Source organism: Clostridium lacusfryxellense (assembly GCF_018861735.1).
Classification (GTDB): Bacteria; Bacillota; Clostridia; order Clostridiales; family Clostridiaceae; genus Clostridium_AD; species Clostridium_AD lacusfryxellense.
In genome coordinates this window covers 54,463-71,581 of sequence record NZ_JAHLEB010000023.1, presented here as the reverse complement: position 1 = coordinate 71,581, position 17,119 = coordinate 54,463, and the positions used below count along the sequence as shown (strand labels likewise).

The window sequence follows — 17,119 nt, the reverse complement described above, 5'->3', positions numbered from 1 at the left end:
ATCTTCTCCAGATGCAAGTACATGGTCAACTCCGCCATATCCAATATCATAAGCCCAGCCATCTCCACCAAATATCCATTGAGATTTCTTAACTAAATGATCTCTTTTAGCGAATATTTCTTTTAATGCTTCGTTATTATCTTTTTCAGCAGTTAATAATGGTAACATTTTAGCAGTTGCTGCTTTTGAACCTTCTGCATCTTGTTTGTTTTCTATCCATTCATTAATAACTGTTTTTAATGCTTCGCTTGTTTTCATTGTTAATGCTTCTTTAGCTAATATTTCAACTTTATCTCTTAATTGGCTAGTTCCAAGGAACATACCAAATCCGAACTCAGCATTATCTTCAAACAATGAGTTAGCCCAAGCTGGACCTTGACCACATTTGTTAACTGTGTATGGTGAAGCTGGTGAACTTCCACCCCATATTGAAGAACATCCTGTAGCATTAGCTATAAACATTCTGTCTCCAAATAATTGAGTTATAAGTCTAGCATAAGGAGTTTCTCCACATCCAGCACAAGCTCCGCTGAATTCCATTAATGGTTGTTCAAATTGACTTCCCTTAACAGTTGATGTTCCTAATGGATTTTCTTTCTTAGGTAAGTTTATGTTAAACTTCCAATTAGGTAATTTAGCTTCTTGTGACGCATATGGTTTCATAATTAAAGCTTTTTCTTTAGCTGGACATACTTCTGCGCAGTTACCACAGCCAGTACAATCTTCATTACTAATTCCTATAGCAAAGTGTTGGCCTTCTAAACCCTTACCAATAGCTTTTTTGCTTTCATAAGTTGCTGGAGCGTTTTTAAGATCTTCATCATTTGTTAGGAAAGGTCTTATAACAGCATGTGGGCATACATATGCACATTGATTACATTGTATACATTTATCTACTTGCCATTCTGGTACATTAACAGCTATTCCTCTTTTTTCAAATGCTGCTGTTCCTGGTACTAAAGATCCATCTTCAATTCCTGCAAATGCACTAACTGGTAATGAGTCTCCTTCTTGTCTATTCATAACATCAGCTATGTTTTTAACGAAATCTGGTCTAGCTTCTGCTGTATCAGTTGCATCTTTAACTGTTTTCCAGCTTGCTGGAACATCAATTTTAACAATTGATTCAACACCCTTATCAATTGCTGCGTTATTCATGTTAATAACTTTTTCACCTTTTTTACCGTAAGAAGTGATAACAGCTTCTTTAAGATACTTAACTGCATCTTCTACTGGTATAACGTCTGCAAGTTTAAAGAAAGCAGATTGCATAATCATGTTAACTCTTCCACCAAGACCTATTTCTCCAGCTATTCCAACTGCATCAATAGTGTTAAAGTTAATGTTGTGATTAGCAATATATCTCTTCATAGATGCTGGTAAATGTTCTTCAAGTTGTTCCATGTTCCATATACAATTTAATAAGAATGTTCCATTATCTTTAATTCCTTTAAGAACATCATATTTAGTTACATATGATTGATTACCACAGGCAACATAATTAGCTGAACTAATTAGGTATGGTGATTTAATAGCTTTTTTACCAAATCTTAAGTGAGAAACTGTTATTCCACCTGATTTTTTAGAATCATATGCAAAATATGCTTGAGCATACATGTCTGTATGGTTACCAATTATTTTAATTGCACTTTTGTTAGCTCCAACAGTACCATCTGATCCAAGTCCCCAGAATTTACATTCTTTAGTTCCTTCAGGTGTAGTTGTTATTTCTTCTCCCATTGGAAGTGATAAATTAGTAACATCATCAACTATTCCTAATGTAAATCCGTTTTTAGGTGTAGCTGCTTTTAATGCTTCATATACAGCAACTATTTGACCTGGAGTAGTATCTTTTGATCCTAGTCCATATCTACCGCCAACTATAACTGGTCTGTTTTCTTTTTCAAAATAAGCAGTTCTAACATCTTGATATAATGGTTCTCCGATAGATCCTGGTTCTTTTGTTCTATCAAGTACTGTTATTTTTTTAACTGTAGATGGTATGTATTTGAAGAAATGATCTAATGAGAATGGTCTGTAAAGATGAACTTTAAGAACTCCAACCTTTTCTCCCTTAGCATTTAAATAATCTATAGTTTCTTCAATTGTATCGCATACTGAACCCATAGCTATTATTATTCTATCAGCATCTGCTGCTCCATAGTAATTAAACAAGTGGTAATCAGTTCCAATTAATGAGTTTATTTTTCCCATATATGTTTCAACTTTTTCAGGTAGTGCATCATAAAATTTATTTGATGATTCTCTTCCTTGGAAATATATATCTGGATTTTGTGCTGTTCCACGAGTTACTGGGTGTTCTGGATTCATAGCACTGTTTCTGAACGCTAATAATGATTCTTGATTTACAAGAGATCCTAGAGTTTCATAATCCCATGCTTCAATTTTTTGTATTTCATGAGAAGTTCTAAATCCGTCAAAGAAGTTTACAAATGGAATCTTTCCTTCAATAGCTGATAAATGAGCTACTGGTGATAAATCCATTACTTCTTGAACACTACCTGATGCAAGTAAAGCAAATCCAGTTTGTCTTGTTGCCATTACATCTTGATGATCTCCAAAAATATTAAGTGCATGAGTAGCAAGTGATCTAGCTGCTACATGAAGTACTCCTGGTAAAAGCTCTCCAGCTATTTTATACATATTTGGAATCATTAGAAGTAATCCTTGAGAAGATGTAAAAGTTGTAGTTAAAGCTCCTGTTTGCAATGAACCATGTACTGCTCCTGCAGCTCCTGCTTCTGATTGCATTTCCATAAGTTTAACTTTTTGACCAAATACATTTTTTGTTCCTTTAGCTGCCAGTTCATCACAATATTCTGCCATTGTTGATGATGGTGTTATCGGGTAAATTGCTGCCACATCGGTAAACGCATAAGCAACGTGTGCTGCAGCTGTATTACCGTCCATAGTTTTAGTTTTTCTCATTTAATAAGCCTTCTTTCTTAATGATATTCTAAAAATGTGTTTATAAGTTTTTATTGAAATTGTAAGTAATAGTATTGCATTTGAAATAACTCTACAATTAAGAACAATAACTTCCTAGTGAACCTCATGCAAAACTAGCTAACACTCTACAGCATTAGCTAGTCTTCACAGACCTTTTATAGTCTATGTATTTAAATTTTATTTAACCAATTTTTTTCCCATTTCTTCAGCTAAATCTAATTGTTCATTAGTAGGAGCTTCATTAACGGTTAAACTTTCTGTAACATTAAATTCATAATCACCCATTAGGCTAATCCATTTTTCCATGAATTCTCCATTATCCCAACCATATGATCCAAATAAACCTGTAATCTTATTGTTGACTGGTATTAATTTGAATTTTTCAATAAAAGGTTGCATTTCTTGTTGATCAATCCTATTATTATCCATTGATGGACTTCCAAAAGCAACTGCATCTGCATTAATTACATCTTCAACTGTAGCTTCGCTAACTAATTTAATTAGTACCTCTGCACCTGAATCCTTTGCACCTTTAGCTATATGATTAGCTAAAACTTCTACATTTCCACCATTGCTTAAATATATTATTGTCAATTTTTTCATTGCTATCACCTCATACTTTCATATTAATAGATAGTTATTGTTACAACTTAATTATACATCAAAACAAATAATATTCAAGTTTTTTTGTTATATTTGATGCAATAATGTTAATTTAGCTTATATTTCCCTTTAGACTTAACGATTACTTATTCAGATTATTTTACCCATTCTATCTTTTTCTATATTTTTCTATTAACTCAACTATTAAATCAATACTATTTGCGGTATTACTTGAATTCATGTTTTCAATATATTTAAACCTATCTTTATACAATTCTTTTATTTTCATTTCTAAATTTTCAGGAGTCAATTCCTCATCCTGAATAACCATACTATATCCACTTTTTTCAAAAGATCTTGCATTAAGTATTTGATCTCCACGACTGGCCTTAGCAGATAAAGGTATTAACAAATTTGGTTTCTTTAGTGCTAGTAATTCAAAAATCACATTTGCTCCTGCCCTGGACACCACAATATCTGCACAAGCCAATAAATGTGGTAGTTCATCTTTTGTATATTCAAACTGTTTGTAACCATTTTTACTTATCAGTGATTTATCAATATTGCCACTGCCGCAAATATGGATAATATTATATTCTAGAAGTAATTTTTCAATATTGACCCTTATTACCTCATTTATAACTTTAGATCCTAAACTGCCACCAATAATCATGAGCACAGGTTTTTTATTTTTAAACCCACATATTTCGTAAGCTTTTATTTTATTTCCTTCAAATAATTCTCGTCTTATAGGATTTCCAGTTACTACTCCTTTTCCATTTTTTATCTCATTTAATGCTTCCGGAAAGGTTACACATACTTTTGTACAATAAGGTGCTACTAGTTTATTCGCAAGTCCTGGCGTTATATCACACTCATGAGCAATAACTGGCACTTTGTTAAAAAATGCTGCTAGCACTACAGGAACAGAAACAAAACCACCCTTTGAAAAAACTATGTCTGGTTTTTGCTTTTTAATTATTTTTTTTGCTTCAAAAATGCCTTTAATTACTTTTAAAGGGTCAGTAAAATTTTTCACATCAAAATATCTTCGTAGTTTGCCACTAGATATCGGATAATATTTTATATGCTCACCCTCTATTATTTTTCTTTCAATACCTTCTTTTGTACCAATATATTCAATTTCATAACCTAACATTTTAAGTTTTGGTATTAGTGCAAGATTTGGTGTTACATGCCCTGCAGAACCTCCACCAGTCATTATTATTTTGTGTTTTTCCACTTTAACACTCCTTTTAAAAACATGCTTAACTCAGTATATTCTACATCATTATATACTAACTAGAATAAAAAGTTCGTTTTTTATTAAAAATCATATTTTCCGTAATGTCCCAAAGACAATATAATTTTCAAAACTGCCCTTCAATATACTAATATATAAATACACAATCCGGATAAACTACTATCATCAAGTAATCTCAAAAATAAAAGGAGGTAATTATTATGACAAGTAGAAATAGATCATTAGTACCAGAGGCAAGAGCAGGACTTAATAAATTTAAAATGGAGGCTGCTCAAGAAGTTGGAGTTAATTTAACAGATGGCTACAATGGAGATCTTACTTCAAGACAAAATGGATCAGTTGGCGGACAGATGGTTAAAAAAATGGTTGAACAATACGAGAAAAACTTATAATATAATTCCCTTATTAAAAGTTAATATTCTGTAATATATTTTGTATTTTTGCACAGACTACTTTCATAACAGAAACAAAATAATAAAATAGAAGGAGTGATTGACAATGGCAAGCAGAAATAGACAATTAGTACCAGAAGCAAGAGCAGGATTAAACAAATTTAAAATGGAAGCAGCTCAAGAGGTTGGAGTCAATTTAACAGATGGCTACAATGGTGATCTTACTTCAAGACAAAATGGATCAGTAGGCGGACAAATGACAAAGAAAATGGTAGAAGCTTACGAAAAAGGTTTATAATTTAGACTTTTAATTTTTAAGAGGTATATGCTATGCATATACCTCTTAATTTTATTGCTTCTGAAAATTTAGTGTTTATATTTTTTTATTAAATTCTTTAAAATATTTTTAACATGTAATTATTTACAATCTTCTATAATGTTTCATATAATTACAGACATTATAATTAAATGTTTCAGCTTCCATATTTTCCTCAAATATTCTATTATATATTTTGAATTATTGCACATCATACTATCATAACAAAATATAATATAAAAGGAGTGATTGACAATGGCAAACAGTAACAGAACATTGGTACCAGAAGCAAAAGCAGGATTAAACAAATTTAAAATGGAAGCTGCAAAAGAAGTTGGAGTTGATTTAAAAGAAGGTTACAATGGTGATCTTACTTCTAGACAAAATGGATCAGTAGGCGGACAAATGACTAAAAAAATGGTAGAAGCTTACGAAAAAGGCTTATAATTTAGAATTTTAATTTACTTGAGAGGTATATGCTAGACATATACCTCTCATTTTTTTATAAAAATTTATTTTGTCTAAAACAGCTAAACATATTTTACATTATGTTGTAAATTAAATTAAAAATATTACTTGTTGACAAACATTTGCATATAACGTTGTAGTTGCATCATTTCCCTCCATTGTGTTGTAATATATTAATGATTTCTGCACAACATACTATCATAACCCAAATAAATTATAGAAGGAGTGATTGACAATGGCAAACAGACAATTAGTACCTGGAGCTAAAGCTGGATTATATTCATTCAAAATGGAAACTGCAAAAGAATTAGGGGTTAATTTCACAGATTATAATGGTAATTTAACTTCAAGAGAATGTGGATCTGTTGGTGGTCAAATGGTCAAAAAGATGGTTGAGCAGTACGAAAGAAATTTATAATTTAAAAAATATATTTAGGGCTCATAAACTTAAGTTTATGAGCCCTTGTTGATTTTCATCTTATAATCTTAAAAATTTAACTGAGTTTAAATTCTAAGATTTTCAATTGAATAGATTTACGACCATTATATTCATTAATTTGAGGAGAAAAAATCAAATCTAATTTAATTCCATTTGGGTTACTTATATAGTTCATATACCCTTCTCCAAATCTATCTTGTAACATTTCCATAAACTCATCCACTCTATTGAAACAAATACCATCAATCCATTTATTCACTCCTGGCATTAAACATTTTATTTTTAATGTATTAGCATTTTTTCCTAGAATATCTATTTTCAAAATAGATATATTTTTTTCTGCTAGTAAAGGTGAAGGATTTCCTTTACCAAAAGGCTCTAAGAGTTCTAATTCATATACTAGTTCATAATTTATTTTGCTTAAAGGCATTCTTTGATCTATCCGTACCTTAGGAATAATATCATCATCTGAAAGAGTACAAATACTATTAAGCTTTGTCCTTAATTTTTCTATATTTTCTTCTTTTATAGATAGACCAGCAGCCATCGGATGTCCACCGAACTTTTCAAGTAACTCCTCGCATTTTATTAATTCTTCAAATAAATTGTATTCAGTAATTGATCTTGCTGAACCTTTTGGATTTTCCTTTCCTTTGGTTAATATTATAGTTGGCACATTGAAGGCTTCTCTAACACGCCCTGCAACAATCCCTGCGATGCTCTCATGAATGGTATCTTTATAAATCACTAATACTTTATCATTTTTAAAAGTAGATTGTTCAATAAGTTCAATTACTTCTTCAACATTCTGAGTAGTCATCTCTTGCCTTTTTTGATTAAGGTCAAATAATATTTTAGCTAAGTCTTTTGCCCTACCTTCTTCTTCACATAATAATAATTCTACTGATGTAGCTGCCGATTCAAGTCTCCCAGTAGCATTGATGCATGGTCCTATTTGAAACCCAACATGATAACATTTTATTTCTTTCTCATTTATACTTAAAATTTCTTTTAGATATCTTAATCCAATGTTCTTTGTGTTTGTTAACATCTCCAAGGCATTTTTTGCAATTATTCTATTCTCATCTACTAAGTCCACCACATCACAAATAGTTCCTATCCCAGCTATTTCTATAAATTCATGTGCCATATCCTCATCAATTCCAAGTTTTTTATATAATGCTTGTACAAATTTAAATGCAATACCTGCGCCACATAATTGTTTAAAGGGGTAATTACATTCTTTTTGCTTTGGATTAATAACAGCATCTGCAATCGGAACCTTAAAAATCCTTGTGCCGGGTTCATCTTCTTCAAATTGCAATTCATGATGATCAGTTATTATTACTATCATCCCAAGTTCCTTTGCGAGTTTAACCTGTTCAATTGCTGCGATGCCATTATCACAAGTTAAAACTACTTTACATCCTTCTTCATTTAGTAATCTTATTCTATCGCTATTTATTCCATATCCCTCATGCTCCCTGTCTGGTACATGGTATTTTACATTTGCACCACAATGTTTTAGCGCCTTATACATTATAACTGTACTAGTAACACCATCCGCATCATAATCTCCATAAACTACGATTTTCTGGTTGTTTTCAATTGCTAACTTAATTAGAGCCGTACCCTTATCCATATCTTTCATTAAAAGTGGATCATACAAATCATTAATACTTGCTCTCATAAATTTTTTTATATTTATGGGACTTGAAAATCCTCTATTAATTAAAATTTTAGCAGTAACCTCACTTACTCCTGAGTTTTTTGCTAACGAACTAATGTCTTTAGATGTATTCCTTAATAACCATTTTTTCTCCATATTCATCTCCCACTTCCCACATTTGGCATTAGTACTTGTATCGTAGCATTTACCAAAACCTTATTTACCACTTTCATTATATCTTCTTCATTAATTGTATCCATTAACTTAAATTCAGAAAAAATTTCAGTTTCGCCCCCATACATAACTTCATATACACATAAATTCATGCTAGTTTGAATAGATTTTTCTAGGGCTAACATCTTTCTTAATTTGTAACTTTTACACAACCTTAAAATACACTTTTCATCAAAATAGTTTTTAAGTTCCTTTACTTTTTCTATTTCGTAATTTATGATTTCTATTGCCATTTTAGCATTTTCATATGAAGTTCCAAGAGATATAGTAAATAGTTTTATTCCAGTTTCATTTTTAATTTTACTATAAATATCATATACAAGTCCTCTCTTAGTCCTTATCTCATCAAATAGAATGCTACTTGTACCTTCTCCAAAAACTAAATTAAATAGCTTTAAAGCACAAATCTCTCTATCGCTTAATTCATGAATTGGAAAACAATATTGGATTTTGCCACCTTGCAAATCATCCCTATACTCAAAATATGTACCAGGTTTATTATTCTCATATATGGGTTCTTGTTTTTTTTCTATATATTCACTTTTAATAGCTAATTTAGAACTTAACTTGCCTATATATTTATCCACTATCAGTGAAACTTCGCTTGCGCTTAAAGTTGATATTACACTTATTACACAATTATCAGGTCTATAATATTTTTCATAAAAACTTTTAATTTGTAGTATGGTTATAGACCGAATGCTTTCTTCTGTCCCAATAATTAAATTCCTTATCCTTCTATTCTCAAACCCATTATAAAACATGGTATCTTCACAAAATTGGGCTGAATCATCCCTCCACTCTTTGAGTTCTTCGCAAATAACTTCTATTTCCTCCTTAAATCCATTAACAGGAAAAGAAGGATTCATAAGAATATCTGAGTAAATTTCAAAACCTTTCTCAAAATCCTCATCTAAAGTGGTGCCATAATATACAACGTATGGATAGTTAGTCATAGCATTACAAAACCCAAAGGTTTCATCGCACAATTTATTTATTTCATATTCTGTGCGCGACGTAGTTCCCTTAAAGAGCATATGTTCTACTACATGTGCCATTCCTAGTTGCTGATTCTCCTCAACATTAGCTCCTGCATCAAACCCAATTGTAAACGATGTTAGATTATTTTCAGATTTCTTATATAATAATTTTATTCCATTTTTTAATATTATTTTTTCCATATTCTCACCTTCATTTTCTTATTCTACTTATCTTTAAATATTTTTGTTTTATTTTGTTTTATTTTGTTGTACACTAATGTTAGCCTAAATATAACAATGTTTTTTCATAATATTTTTAACTGAAGAGGTGGTGACTAATTTCTTAAACAAATTTTATTTAAGAATAATATATTATGAATAATAAAAATAAATCACTAAGTTCAGTGACCCAATTTATTAAGTATGCTTTAGTTGGTGCTATTAACACTATAATAGATATTGCAATATTAAACACTCTATCGTATGCAACAGGTATAACCCACGGGAAAATACTATTTATATTTAACATTATAGCATTTAGTGTGTACTCAACCTGTGGTTACTACTTAAATAAAAAATTCACCTTTAAAGATGGACGCAAGGATACATCATACTTTGAATATGCCTCTGTATTACTATTTGGGATGATATTAAATAGCTTCATGTTAGTAATATTAACAAGTAAAAATCCCTTAATTCATATTTTACATAATGGCGGTCACAGAGTTAACATAAATAATTTAAATCACCTATGGTTTAACATATGTATTGTTATAGATTCTATGACAATAGGCTTTATGGGTTTCCTAATTAATAAGTTTTTTGTTTTTAATGAAAAGAAGACACGCTAAAGTTAAGTTTATTTAACTTTTAGTGCATGTCTTTTTATTTTACTTGTTATTCTTTTCTGATACCAAAACAACATTTTCCACATAATCGTCTATTAGCGAACTGGTTAAGTTTTTACCCCTACCTGCTCTATTTTGAACATTTATATCTCCAAGTTTTATAGTCTTTTTTTCACCTTTAAATGAGCTAACCGCTAAAGTTAAATCATCTTCATTTTCTACTTGGACGTTTGCCAAATCAACAAATATAATTTCATCGTTCTCTTTTAAACTTATTGCAGTTACTCCAGATGCGTTTTTTCCCATGAAATTAATAGCATTTACATTAAATCTAATGCACATTGCTTTTTTAGTTACGATTACTATATCTTTATCTAAACAATCCTTGTTAATTTTAACAAATGATAATCTATCTTCTTCAGTTTTAAGTTTATAAACCAAATTAGAGCTGAAATCTCCTTCTAGTTCTCCAAGTTTTAACCTCTTTGTGAATCCTTTCTTTGTAAAGAAGTATACACTTGCTTCTTCGCTAAAATTATCAATAGATATAATTTCAACTATTTTATCATCCGAATTAAAATTATCAAGCAAAGTATTTATAACCGTGCCCTTTTTATCAATATTCTCAATCATGTAGCTAGGTAATTTATGAACCATTCCCTTTTGAGTAAATATAAGTAGCATAGACGAAGATTTTGTATAAGTACTTACGTTTGCTGTACTTTTTCTATTAGATATTTTTATGACACCTTTTGGATTTATACTAATGTTAAATAATTTAGACTCATGTTTCTCTGTAAATTCTAATTTTACTACCTGATCGCCTTCTGTGAGATTAAACAATTGTGTTCCCAAAACATTTCTATCGATATCAAAAAGTACAGGTTCCTCAATTGAGAATTCAAGACCTTCTTTTGTTGATATATTTATAAATGCTTCTTTCCTCTTAGTGGAGTTTAACTTAACCTCAAGGAGTTTTTCATTATCTCTTAATCTTAATGCTGATAACTTAGCATAACTAGTAACGAATTTGTCCAATTGAGTCTTCTTTATATTACCTTTACTAGTAAAGAATATAAATTCATTCCCCTGTTCTAAACTTGTTGATAAATAAGTAGCAACAATTCTTTCCTTTGTTAAATCAATTCCGCGAAGGAGAGTATCAAGCCTTTCACCTTTTTCTTTCCACTTATATTCTGGAACTAAATCAGCTCTTAGCTGATACATATTTCCTGCTTCTGTAAAGATCATTAAAGTATCCTTAGTGTTTGTTTGTAGTAAATATGTATTAAAATCGCCTTCTCTATACTCAATATCTTCTATATTAATATTAGATCTATTATAGGATTTCATTGGAATTCTTTTTATATAACCCTCGTTAGATAAAGTTATCATGATATCCTCTACCACTATTATATCTTCTACCTCTATTTTAGCTTCATTATCGTCCTCAATAATTTCAGTTCGCCTAGGATCATTATATTTTTCTTTTATCTCTGACATCTCTGTCTTTATTATTTTAAGAAGTTCTTTTTCACTACCAAGGATTCTCTTGTATCCATTAATTAATATCTCAAGCTTTTTGTATTCCTTTAAGAATATTTTAATTTCAAGTCCTGTTAACCTGTATAACATGAGTTCAAGTATTGCTTCCGTTTGGATAGGTGAAAACTCAAACTTATCAATAAGGTTCTGAGCAGCATCTTTTTTAGATTTTGAAGCTCTAATAGTTTTTATAATTTCATCCATTACGTCGATTGCTTTTATAAAACCCTCAACAATATGAAATCTATTTTCGGCAACTTCTAGTTCCCTTTGAGTTCTTCTAGTTATGACATCCTTTTGATGATTCAAGTAGTGTTTGAGTATAGTTTTAAGCCCCATAGTTTGAGGTTTTCCATTTGCTAGGGCCACCATATTAAAAGGAACGTTGCATTGAAGTTCTGTTTTCTTCATTAAGTATTTAAGTACCTTAGTTGCAACTTCTTTACTTGTAGTCTTTTTAAATTCAATTACAGACCTAAGTCCAGTTCTATCAGATTCATCTCTAATATCTACAATGGATTCTAATGATTTTGCATGTCTTTTATCTGCTGTCATATCAGAGATAGATTGAAGCAGTTTCGCTTTATTTTTTCTATAAGGAAACTCGGTAATAACTATGCCTAAACGTCCATTTTCTAGTACATCAATGCTCATTTTAGAACGCAATGTCACCTTACCTTCTCCAGTCTCATAGGCAGATTGTATTGCATTCTTACCAATTAAAATACCTCCAGTTGGTAAATCTGGGCCTTTTATATACTTCATAAGTTCTTTTGTTGTAATATCATTATTATCTGCATAAGCAAGTAAGCCATCAATTACCTCACCAAGATTATGAGGCGGTATATTGGTTGCTATTCCAACTGCTATTCCAAATGTTCCGTTTACTAGTAGATTAGGATATCTTGATGGTAAGACTGATGGTTCCTTTTCTGTATCAGAGTAATTATCTACCATTTCCACAACGCCTTTATCAATATCCCTTATCATTTCAAGCGCAATTGGTGAAAGCCTTGCTTCCGTATAACGCATAGCTGCAGCATTATCTCCATCTTGACTTCCCCAGTTCCCATGTCCATCAATCAATGGTTTTCTAGTTGCAAAGGATTGCGCAAGTATTACCATAGCGCCGTATACAGAGCTATCTCCATGGGGATGATACTTACCAAGAATATCTCCAACTATTCTTGCTGACTTAAAATAAGGCTTGTCCGGAAACGCCCTTAACATATATGCACCATAAAGAATTCTTCTATGTACTGGTTTTAAACCATCACGGACATCTGGTAGAGCTCTCTCCCTGGCAACCTCAACAGCGTACGGAAGGTAATTATCTGGCATTGCCTCTTCGATTGGTGTCATTATTATATTATTATCTTTTGGTATCTCAACTTTTTTCGCCATTTCATAAATTCCTCCTAAAACTCAGCATATTTATACATGTAATTTTTTCTAGGTGCAACTACATCTCCCATTAGAAGTGAAACCATCCTCTCTGCTTTGGCTGCATCCTCTATAGTAACCTGCTGTAGGGTCCTAGTAGTTGGATTTAACGTAGTTTCCCAAAGTTGATCTGGATTCATCTCTCCAAGTCCCTTATATCGTTGAATTAAAGCATTTTTGCCAATTTCTTTTTTTGTTTTTGCTAATTGTTCATCACTATATGCATACTTAGCTACTTCGCCATTTTTAGTCTGCTTATATACCTTATAAAGTGGTGGCATCCCCATGTAGAGATGACCATTTGCAATTAGTGGCCTCATATATCTATAAATAAAAGTCATCCACAAAGTTCTGATATGATATCCATCAACATCAGCATCACTTAATATAATTATCTTATCATATTTTAAATCTTTTTCATGATAATTTTCTAAAACTCCCGTTCCAATAGCTGTGTTGAATATTTTAAGTTCTTCACTAGCTAATACATTTTCTAGTTTTTGTTTTTCAGTATTCATAATTTTACCCTTAGACGGCATTATAGATTGAAACCTTCTGTCTCTAGCTTGTTTAGCACTTCCACCAGCTGAATCTCCTTCAACCACTATAAATTCTGTAACATGAGTATCTTTTAGTGTACATACAGCAATTTTACCTGCAAGTGGAGCTGCTCCCTTACCTACTTTCTTTCTTTCAGCTTCATTGATTTTTTTAATTTTATCACGCCTAGACGCTGCTGAAATAGCATTATTTATTACATTAGTAGCCATCTCTTTGTTATCTTCTATCCATTCTAAAATTTTAACATAACATAACTCATTCATCATGCTGTATGCTTCATTATTTCCTAATTTACTTTTAGTTTGACCTTCAAAGATTGGGTTACTTATTTTTATTCTTACTATTGCTGTCATGCCTTCTCTTAAATCGTCACCTTCAAATTCTTTATCTTTCTCTTTTAAAAGATTGAGTTTTTTAGCTCCTTCTTTAAAAGCTCTTGTCATTCCTGTTTTAAAACCAGTTTCGTGAGTTCCAGATTCTGTAGTTGGTATATTATTAACATAACTTGCAATGTATTCTGTAGTAGAATCAGTAAATTGCATACAAATTTCACCGTATAGTTGTATCCCATTTATTTCTTTCTCTCCTTGAAAATATACAGGATCTTTGTGTAGTAACGTTTTACTCACATTAAGATAATCAATAAAATCAAGTAGACCTCTGTCTGAATGATATTCTTTTACTTCATTTCCTTCTTTACGCTTATCAATAAATACTAAAGTAATTCCTTTGTTTTGAAAAGCTAATTCCTGTAATCTCTCATCAATAAAATCAGAATTAAACTCTAATGTAGTGAATACATTTTTATCAGGCATAAAAGTAACTTTACTACCTGTTTCTTTTGTTTCTCCTACTATTTCAAGCTTACTCACTGCCGTACCAGGCATAAGTCTTTTAAGTTCATCATCATAAGCATATTCAAATCGTTGAGTGAAAATTTTACCCTTTTGTTTTATCTCAACTTGCAACCATTCTGACAATGCATTTACAACTGCAGCTCCAACACCATGGAGGCCACCAGAAGTTTTATAATTTTTATTGTTAAATTTCCCACCAGTATGAAGTTCAGTAAATACCATTTCTACACCAGATTTATGTTTTAAAGGGTGTATTCCTGTAGGAATTCCCCTGCCATTATCAACAATAGTTACACTTTTATCTATGTTTAATATTATTTCAGCTCTATTTCCATACCCATTAGCTATTTCATCTATAGAATTATCTAAAATTTCCCATATACAATGATGTAGACCTTTGCTTCCAGTAGACCCTATATACATACCTGGTCTTATTCTTACAGGCTCTAGCTTTTCTAGAGAAGTTAGGTCGGTTACATCATATGTTTGAACTTCTGCATTTTCTAAACTCATAAAAATCCTCCAGTAATATTTTATCACACATTTGTTATTCTATATGTTTCTTAGCAAAAGGTAAAGAGATTTAATTAAAAAAATAGAACGTTAGTTTCTGTTTTTTGAAAATTTATAAGTTTTTAGAATATTTATGCCCAATTTTCTACAAAAATATTGACCGGCAAAGTAAAACTTTTTTGCCGGTCAATATTGTAAATAACTATAATTTTATTTTCCACCATACTCAAGACACTGGTTTATTAGTTGGTGGCAATAATGCTGCAGCTATTCTTACAAGATATTTCAAACTTTCTTCATCCACATTAATTTGGAAATTCAATAAATTAGTGCCCTCTTTTGCAATCTTAATAGCCTCTTTTTCCTTAAGGTCATTTTCACTGTTTTTATAGTTAGTTTCTACAAATTGTACTGCTTTTGAAATAATTCTAATAATTTTTTTTGCATTTTCAGGTGTAAATTCACTGGCAGATAAAGAACCAAGTATTACATTAGCAAGACCAAAATAATCATCCTTAATATTTAGATTTTTATCCTTTAACAAATAAGCTAAATAACCAAGTCCTATTACTAAAAGCACAATTAATATATATTGAATAATTATCTCTACCACAACGTACCCTCCTATTTTAGTAGTATACTAATTTGAATTTATACTATTTAAATATGCTATTCAAATTAAAAAGGGTACATTTTTTAACTAAATTATAGAAATACTTATGCTTTTGCTCCAATTTTACGGTCTAATGTTAAAAATTTATATGCTGTTGCTATGTCGTCATCAACAAATCCTGTTTCTTCTTCTCTAATATTCCATTCTAAATAATTTAGCTCTGGAAAGAATATATCAGCATCATATTTTTTATCTATTTTTGTTAAGTGTATTTTATTACAATAAGGTAGCAATAATTTATAGATTTCTCCTCCACCTATAACAAAATATTCTTTATTTTCTTCTAAAGATGATAATAATTCTTCTTTAGAATGCAAAACTAGAACCCTGTTGTCATCTACCACAAAATCTTTATTTTGTGTAATAACTATATGTTGCCTTCCTGGGAGAATACCAGGGAGAGACTCAAATGTTTTTCTTCCCATTATTATTGTATTTCCAGTTGTAATTTGTTTAAATCTTTTTAAATCCTTTGAAAAATGCCATAGTAATTTATTACCTTTTCCTATAGCAAAATCTTCTCCAATAGCAACAATACATGTAAGCATTAAACGGCCACACTCCCCATATTTATTTTACCAAGATGTTTATAATCTATAAGTTTAACATCTTCCGGCGTAAAGTCATAGAAGTTTTTAATTTCTGGATTAATCCAAAACTTAGGGGCTTCTAATGCTTCTTCTTTTCTTGAAATTTGCAATTTTAAACCTTCAATATGATTTTCATATACGTGTGCATTATTTATAACATGAGTAAATAAACCTGCTTTGAGTCCTGTGACTTGTGCTATCATATGAACTAAAACTGCATATTGACTTGTGTTAAACGGAACTCCTAAGGCCATATCCCCAGATCTTTGTACTAACATACAATTTAGTCTTCCATCAGTTACATCCCACAAAGTTAAAAAACAGCAAGGTTGAAGGGCCATTTCAGAAAGATCTTCTATATTCCATAGGTTCATCATCATTCTTCTGTCTTGAGGATTATTTTTTAAAGCCTCAATAAGCGAATCAATCTGGTGATACTTAGCTATTTGATATCCATACGCCTTTCCTATGGTACCGTCGTCCAACGCCCATTCATCCCATATATGTATATTTTGTTCTTGAAGTTTTTTAACGTCATTTGATTGGTCTTTAAATATCCAAAGCAATTCCTTTACAGCTGTCTTAAATGCGACAAATTTAGTTGTTAATATTGGAAATTCTTCCTCTAAATCAAACTGCATAATCTGGTGAGGAAGTTTATACGTTGCAACCCCAGTACGATTTTGGTCATGGTATCCTTTTTTTATAATTTTATCCGCCATTTTAAGGTATTGTCTATCCATTTCATTTATCA

The 17,119-nt window shown here is 30.9% G+C and carries 15 protein-coding genes; 5 read left to right on the top strand and 10 right to left on the bottom strand.

Translation table 11 applies throughout. The annotated features are described in order from the left end of the window. From nifJ to murG, 3 genes are all read right to left on the bottom strand, one after another. Window positions 1-2,949 (bottom strand): pyruvate:ferredoxin (flavodoxin) oxidoreductase (gene nifJ / locus KPL55_RS14085; RefSeq protein WP_216307372.1); only part of this gene is annotated, 2,949 nt, incomplete at its 3' end. A gap of 198 nt (window positions 2,950-3,147) precedes the next feature. Then, window positions 3,148-3,573: a flavodoxin domain-containing protein gene (locus KPL55_RS14080; protein WP_216307371.1), complete on the bottom strand. Its 426-nt coding sequence runs from the start codon at window positions 3,571-3,573 to the stop codon at window positions 3,148-3,150. Window positions 3,574-3,742: 169 nt separating this feature from the next. Then, window positions 3,743-4,816 (bottom strand): undecaprenyldiphospho-muramoylpentapeptide beta-N-acetylglucosaminyltransferase, encoded by a 1,074-nt coding sequence (murG, locus tag KPL55_RS14075; protein WP_216307370.1) that lies wholly within the window; start codon window positions 4,814-4,816, stop codon window positions 3,743-3,745. Between the two features lie 221 nt (window positions 4,817-5,037). On the opposite strand from murG, the gene KPL55_RS14070 reads away from it, so the two are divergent. The 4 genes from KPL55_RS14070 to KPL55_RS14055 all read left to right on the top strand — a co-directional run bounded on the left by KPL55_RS14070 (window position 5,038) and on the right by KPL55_RS14055 (window position 6,431). Further along, window positions 5,038-5,229 (top strand): alpha/beta-type small acid-soluble spore protein, encoded by a 192-nt coding sequence (locus tag KPL55_RS14070; protein ID WP_216307369.1) that lies wholly within the window; start codon window positions 5,038-5,040, stop codon window positions 5,227-5,229. A gap of 106 nt (window positions 5,230-5,335) precedes the next feature. Then, window positions 5,336-5,527: an alpha/beta-type small acid-soluble spore protein gene (locus KPL55_RS14065; RefSeq protein ID WP_216307368.1), complete on the top strand. Its 192-nt coding sequence runs from the start codon at window positions 5,336-5,338 to the stop codon at window positions 5,525-5,527. Between the two features lie 273 nt (window positions 5,528-5,800). Next, window positions 5,801-5,992, top strand: coding sequence for an alpha/beta-type small acid-soluble spore protein (locus tag KPL55_RS14060; protein ID WP_216307367.1), 192 nt, complete (start codon window positions 5,801-5,803; stop codon window positions 5,990-5,992). Window positions 5,993-6,248: 256 nt separating this feature from the next. Continuing rightward, a complete protein-coding gene (locus tag KPL55_RS14055; protein WP_216307366.1) occupies window positions 6,249-6,431 on the top strand; it encodes an alpha/beta-type small acid-soluble spore protein in 183 nt (60 codons plus the stop codon). A 76-nt stretch (window positions 6,432-6,507) separates the two neighbouring features. Here KPL55_RS14055 and recJ read toward each other — a convergent pair whose 3' ends face one another. Together recJ and KPL55_RS14045 are read right to left on the bottom strand one after the other, a co-directional pair. Beyond that, window positions 6,508-8,277 (bottom strand): single-stranded-DNA-specific exonuclease RecJ, encoded by a 1,770-nt coding sequence (gene recJ / locus KPL55_RS14050; RefSeq protein WP_216307365.1) that lies wholly within the window; start codon window positions 8,275-8,277, stop codon window positions 6,508-6,510. 2 nt (window positions 8,278-8,279) lie between these two features. After that, window positions 8,280-9,536, bottom strand: a complete 1,257-nt coding sequence (locus tag KPL55_RS14045) for a M16 family metallopeptidase (RefSeq protein ID WP_216307364.1) — start codon at window positions 9,534-9,536, stop codon at window positions 8,280-8,282. A gap of 173 nt (window positions 9,537-9,709) precedes the next feature. Here KPL55_RS14045 and KPL55_RS14040 point away from each other — a divergent pair, with 173 nt between their 5' ends. Continuing rightward, window positions 9,710-10,186: a GtrA family protein gene (locus KPL55_RS14040; RefSeq protein ID WP_216307363.1), complete on the top strand. Its 477-nt coding sequence runs from the start codon at window positions 9,710-9,712 to the stop codon at window positions 10,184-10,186. Window positions 10,187-10,225: 39 nt separating this feature from the next. Here KPL55_RS14040 and KPL55_RS14035 read toward each other — a convergent pair whose 3' ends face one another. The 5 genes from KPL55_RS14035 to KPL55_RS14015 all read right to left on the bottom strand — a co-directional run bounded on the left by KPL55_RS14035 (window position 10,226) and on the right by KPL55_RS14015 (window position 17,108). Beyond that, window positions 10,226-13,132 carry a DNA topoisomerase IV subunit A gene (locus tag KPL55_RS14035; protein ID WP_216307362.1) on the bottom strand — a complete coding sequence of 969 codons (2,907 nt, stop codon included), beginning with the start codon at window positions 13,130-13,132 and terminating at the stop codon, window positions 10,226-10,228. Between the two features lie 14 nt (window positions 13,133-13,146). Next, the gene (locus KPL55_RS14030) at window positions 13,147-15,102 is read right to left on the bottom strand and encodes a DNA gyrase/topoisomerase IV subunit B (RefSeq protein WP_216307361.1); all 1,956 of its coding nucleotides are present in this window, start codon (window positions 15,100-15,102) and stop codon (window positions 13,147-13,149) included. 226 nt (window positions 15,103-15,328) lie between these two features. Then, a complete protein-coding gene (locus tag KPL55_RS14025) occupies window positions 15,329-15,715 on the bottom strand; it encodes a hypothetical protein (protein WP_216307360.1) in 387 nt (128 codons plus the stop codon). A 104-nt stretch (window positions 15,716-15,819) separates the two neighbouring features. Then, window positions 15,820-16,323 (bottom strand): dihydrofolate reductase, encoded by a 504-nt coding sequence (locus KPL55_RS14020; protein ID WP_216307359.1) that lies wholly within the window; start codon window positions 16,321-16,323, stop codon window positions 15,820-15,822. Continuing rightward, on the bottom strand, window positions 16,323-17,108 hold the full coding sequence (locus KPL55_RS14015; RefSeq protein WP_376770449.1) for a thymidylate synthase: 786 nt from the start codon (window positions 17,106-17,108) through the stop codon (window positions 16,323-16,325). Before KPL55_RS14015 ends, KPL55_RS14020 begins: the two co-directional genes overlap by 1 nt. Window positions 17,109-17,119: the final 11 nt, after the last annotated feature.

What these genes read in the sequence shown, in the direction of transcription:
- KPL55_RS14015 (WP_376770449.1), bottom strand. Translation starts at nt 17,108, where the DNA reads ATGGATAGACAATACCTTAAAATGGCGGATAAAATTATAAAAAAAGGA.
- KPL55_RS14035 (WP_216307362.1), bottom strand. Translation starts at nt 13,132, where the DNA reads ATGGCGAAAAAAGTTGAGATACCAAAAGATAATAATATAATAATGACA.
- KPL55_RS14020 (WP_216307359.1), bottom strand. Translation starts at nt 16,323, where the DNA reads ATGCTTACATGTATTGTTGCTATTGGAGAAGATTTTGCTATAGGAAAA.
- KPL55_RS14055 (WP_216307366.1), top strand. Translation starts at nt 6,249, where the DNA reads ATGGCAAACAGACAATTAGTACCTGGAGCTAAAGCTGGATTATATTCA.
- KPL55_RS14040 (WP_216307363.1), top strand. Translation starts at nt 9,710, where the DNA reads ATGAATAATAAAAATAAATCACTAAGTTCAGTGACCCAATTTATTAAG.
- recJ (WP_216307365.1), bottom strand. Translation starts at nt 8,277, where the DNA reads ATGGAGAAAAAATGGTTATTAAGGAATACATCTAAAGACATTAGTTCG.
- KPL55_RS14060 (WP_216307367.1), top strand. Translation starts at nt 5,801, where the DNA reads ATGGCAAACAGTAACAGAACATTGGTACCAGAAGCAAAAGCAGGATTA.
- KPL55_RS14065 (WP_216307368.1), top strand. Translation starts at nt 5,336, where the DNA reads ATGGCAAGCAGAAATAGACAATTAGTACCAGAAGCAAGAGCAGGATTA.
- KPL55_RS14080 (WP_216307371.1), bottom strand. Translation starts at nt 3,573, where the DNA reads ATGAAAAAATTGACAATAATATATTTAAGCAATGGTGGAAATGTAGAA.
- KPL55_RS14070 (WP_216307369.1), top strand. Translation starts at nt 5,038, where the DNA reads ATGACAAGTAGAAATAGATCATTAGTACCAGAGGCAAGAGCAGGACTT.
- KPL55_RS14030 (WP_216307361.1), bottom strand. Translation starts at nt 15,102, where the DNA reads ATGAGTTTAGAAAATGCAGAAGTTCAAACATATGATGTAACCGACCTA.
- KPL55_RS14045 (WP_216307364.1), bottom strand. Translation starts at nt 9,536, where the DNA reads ATGGAAAAAATAATATTAAAAAATGGAATAAAATTATTATATAAGAAA.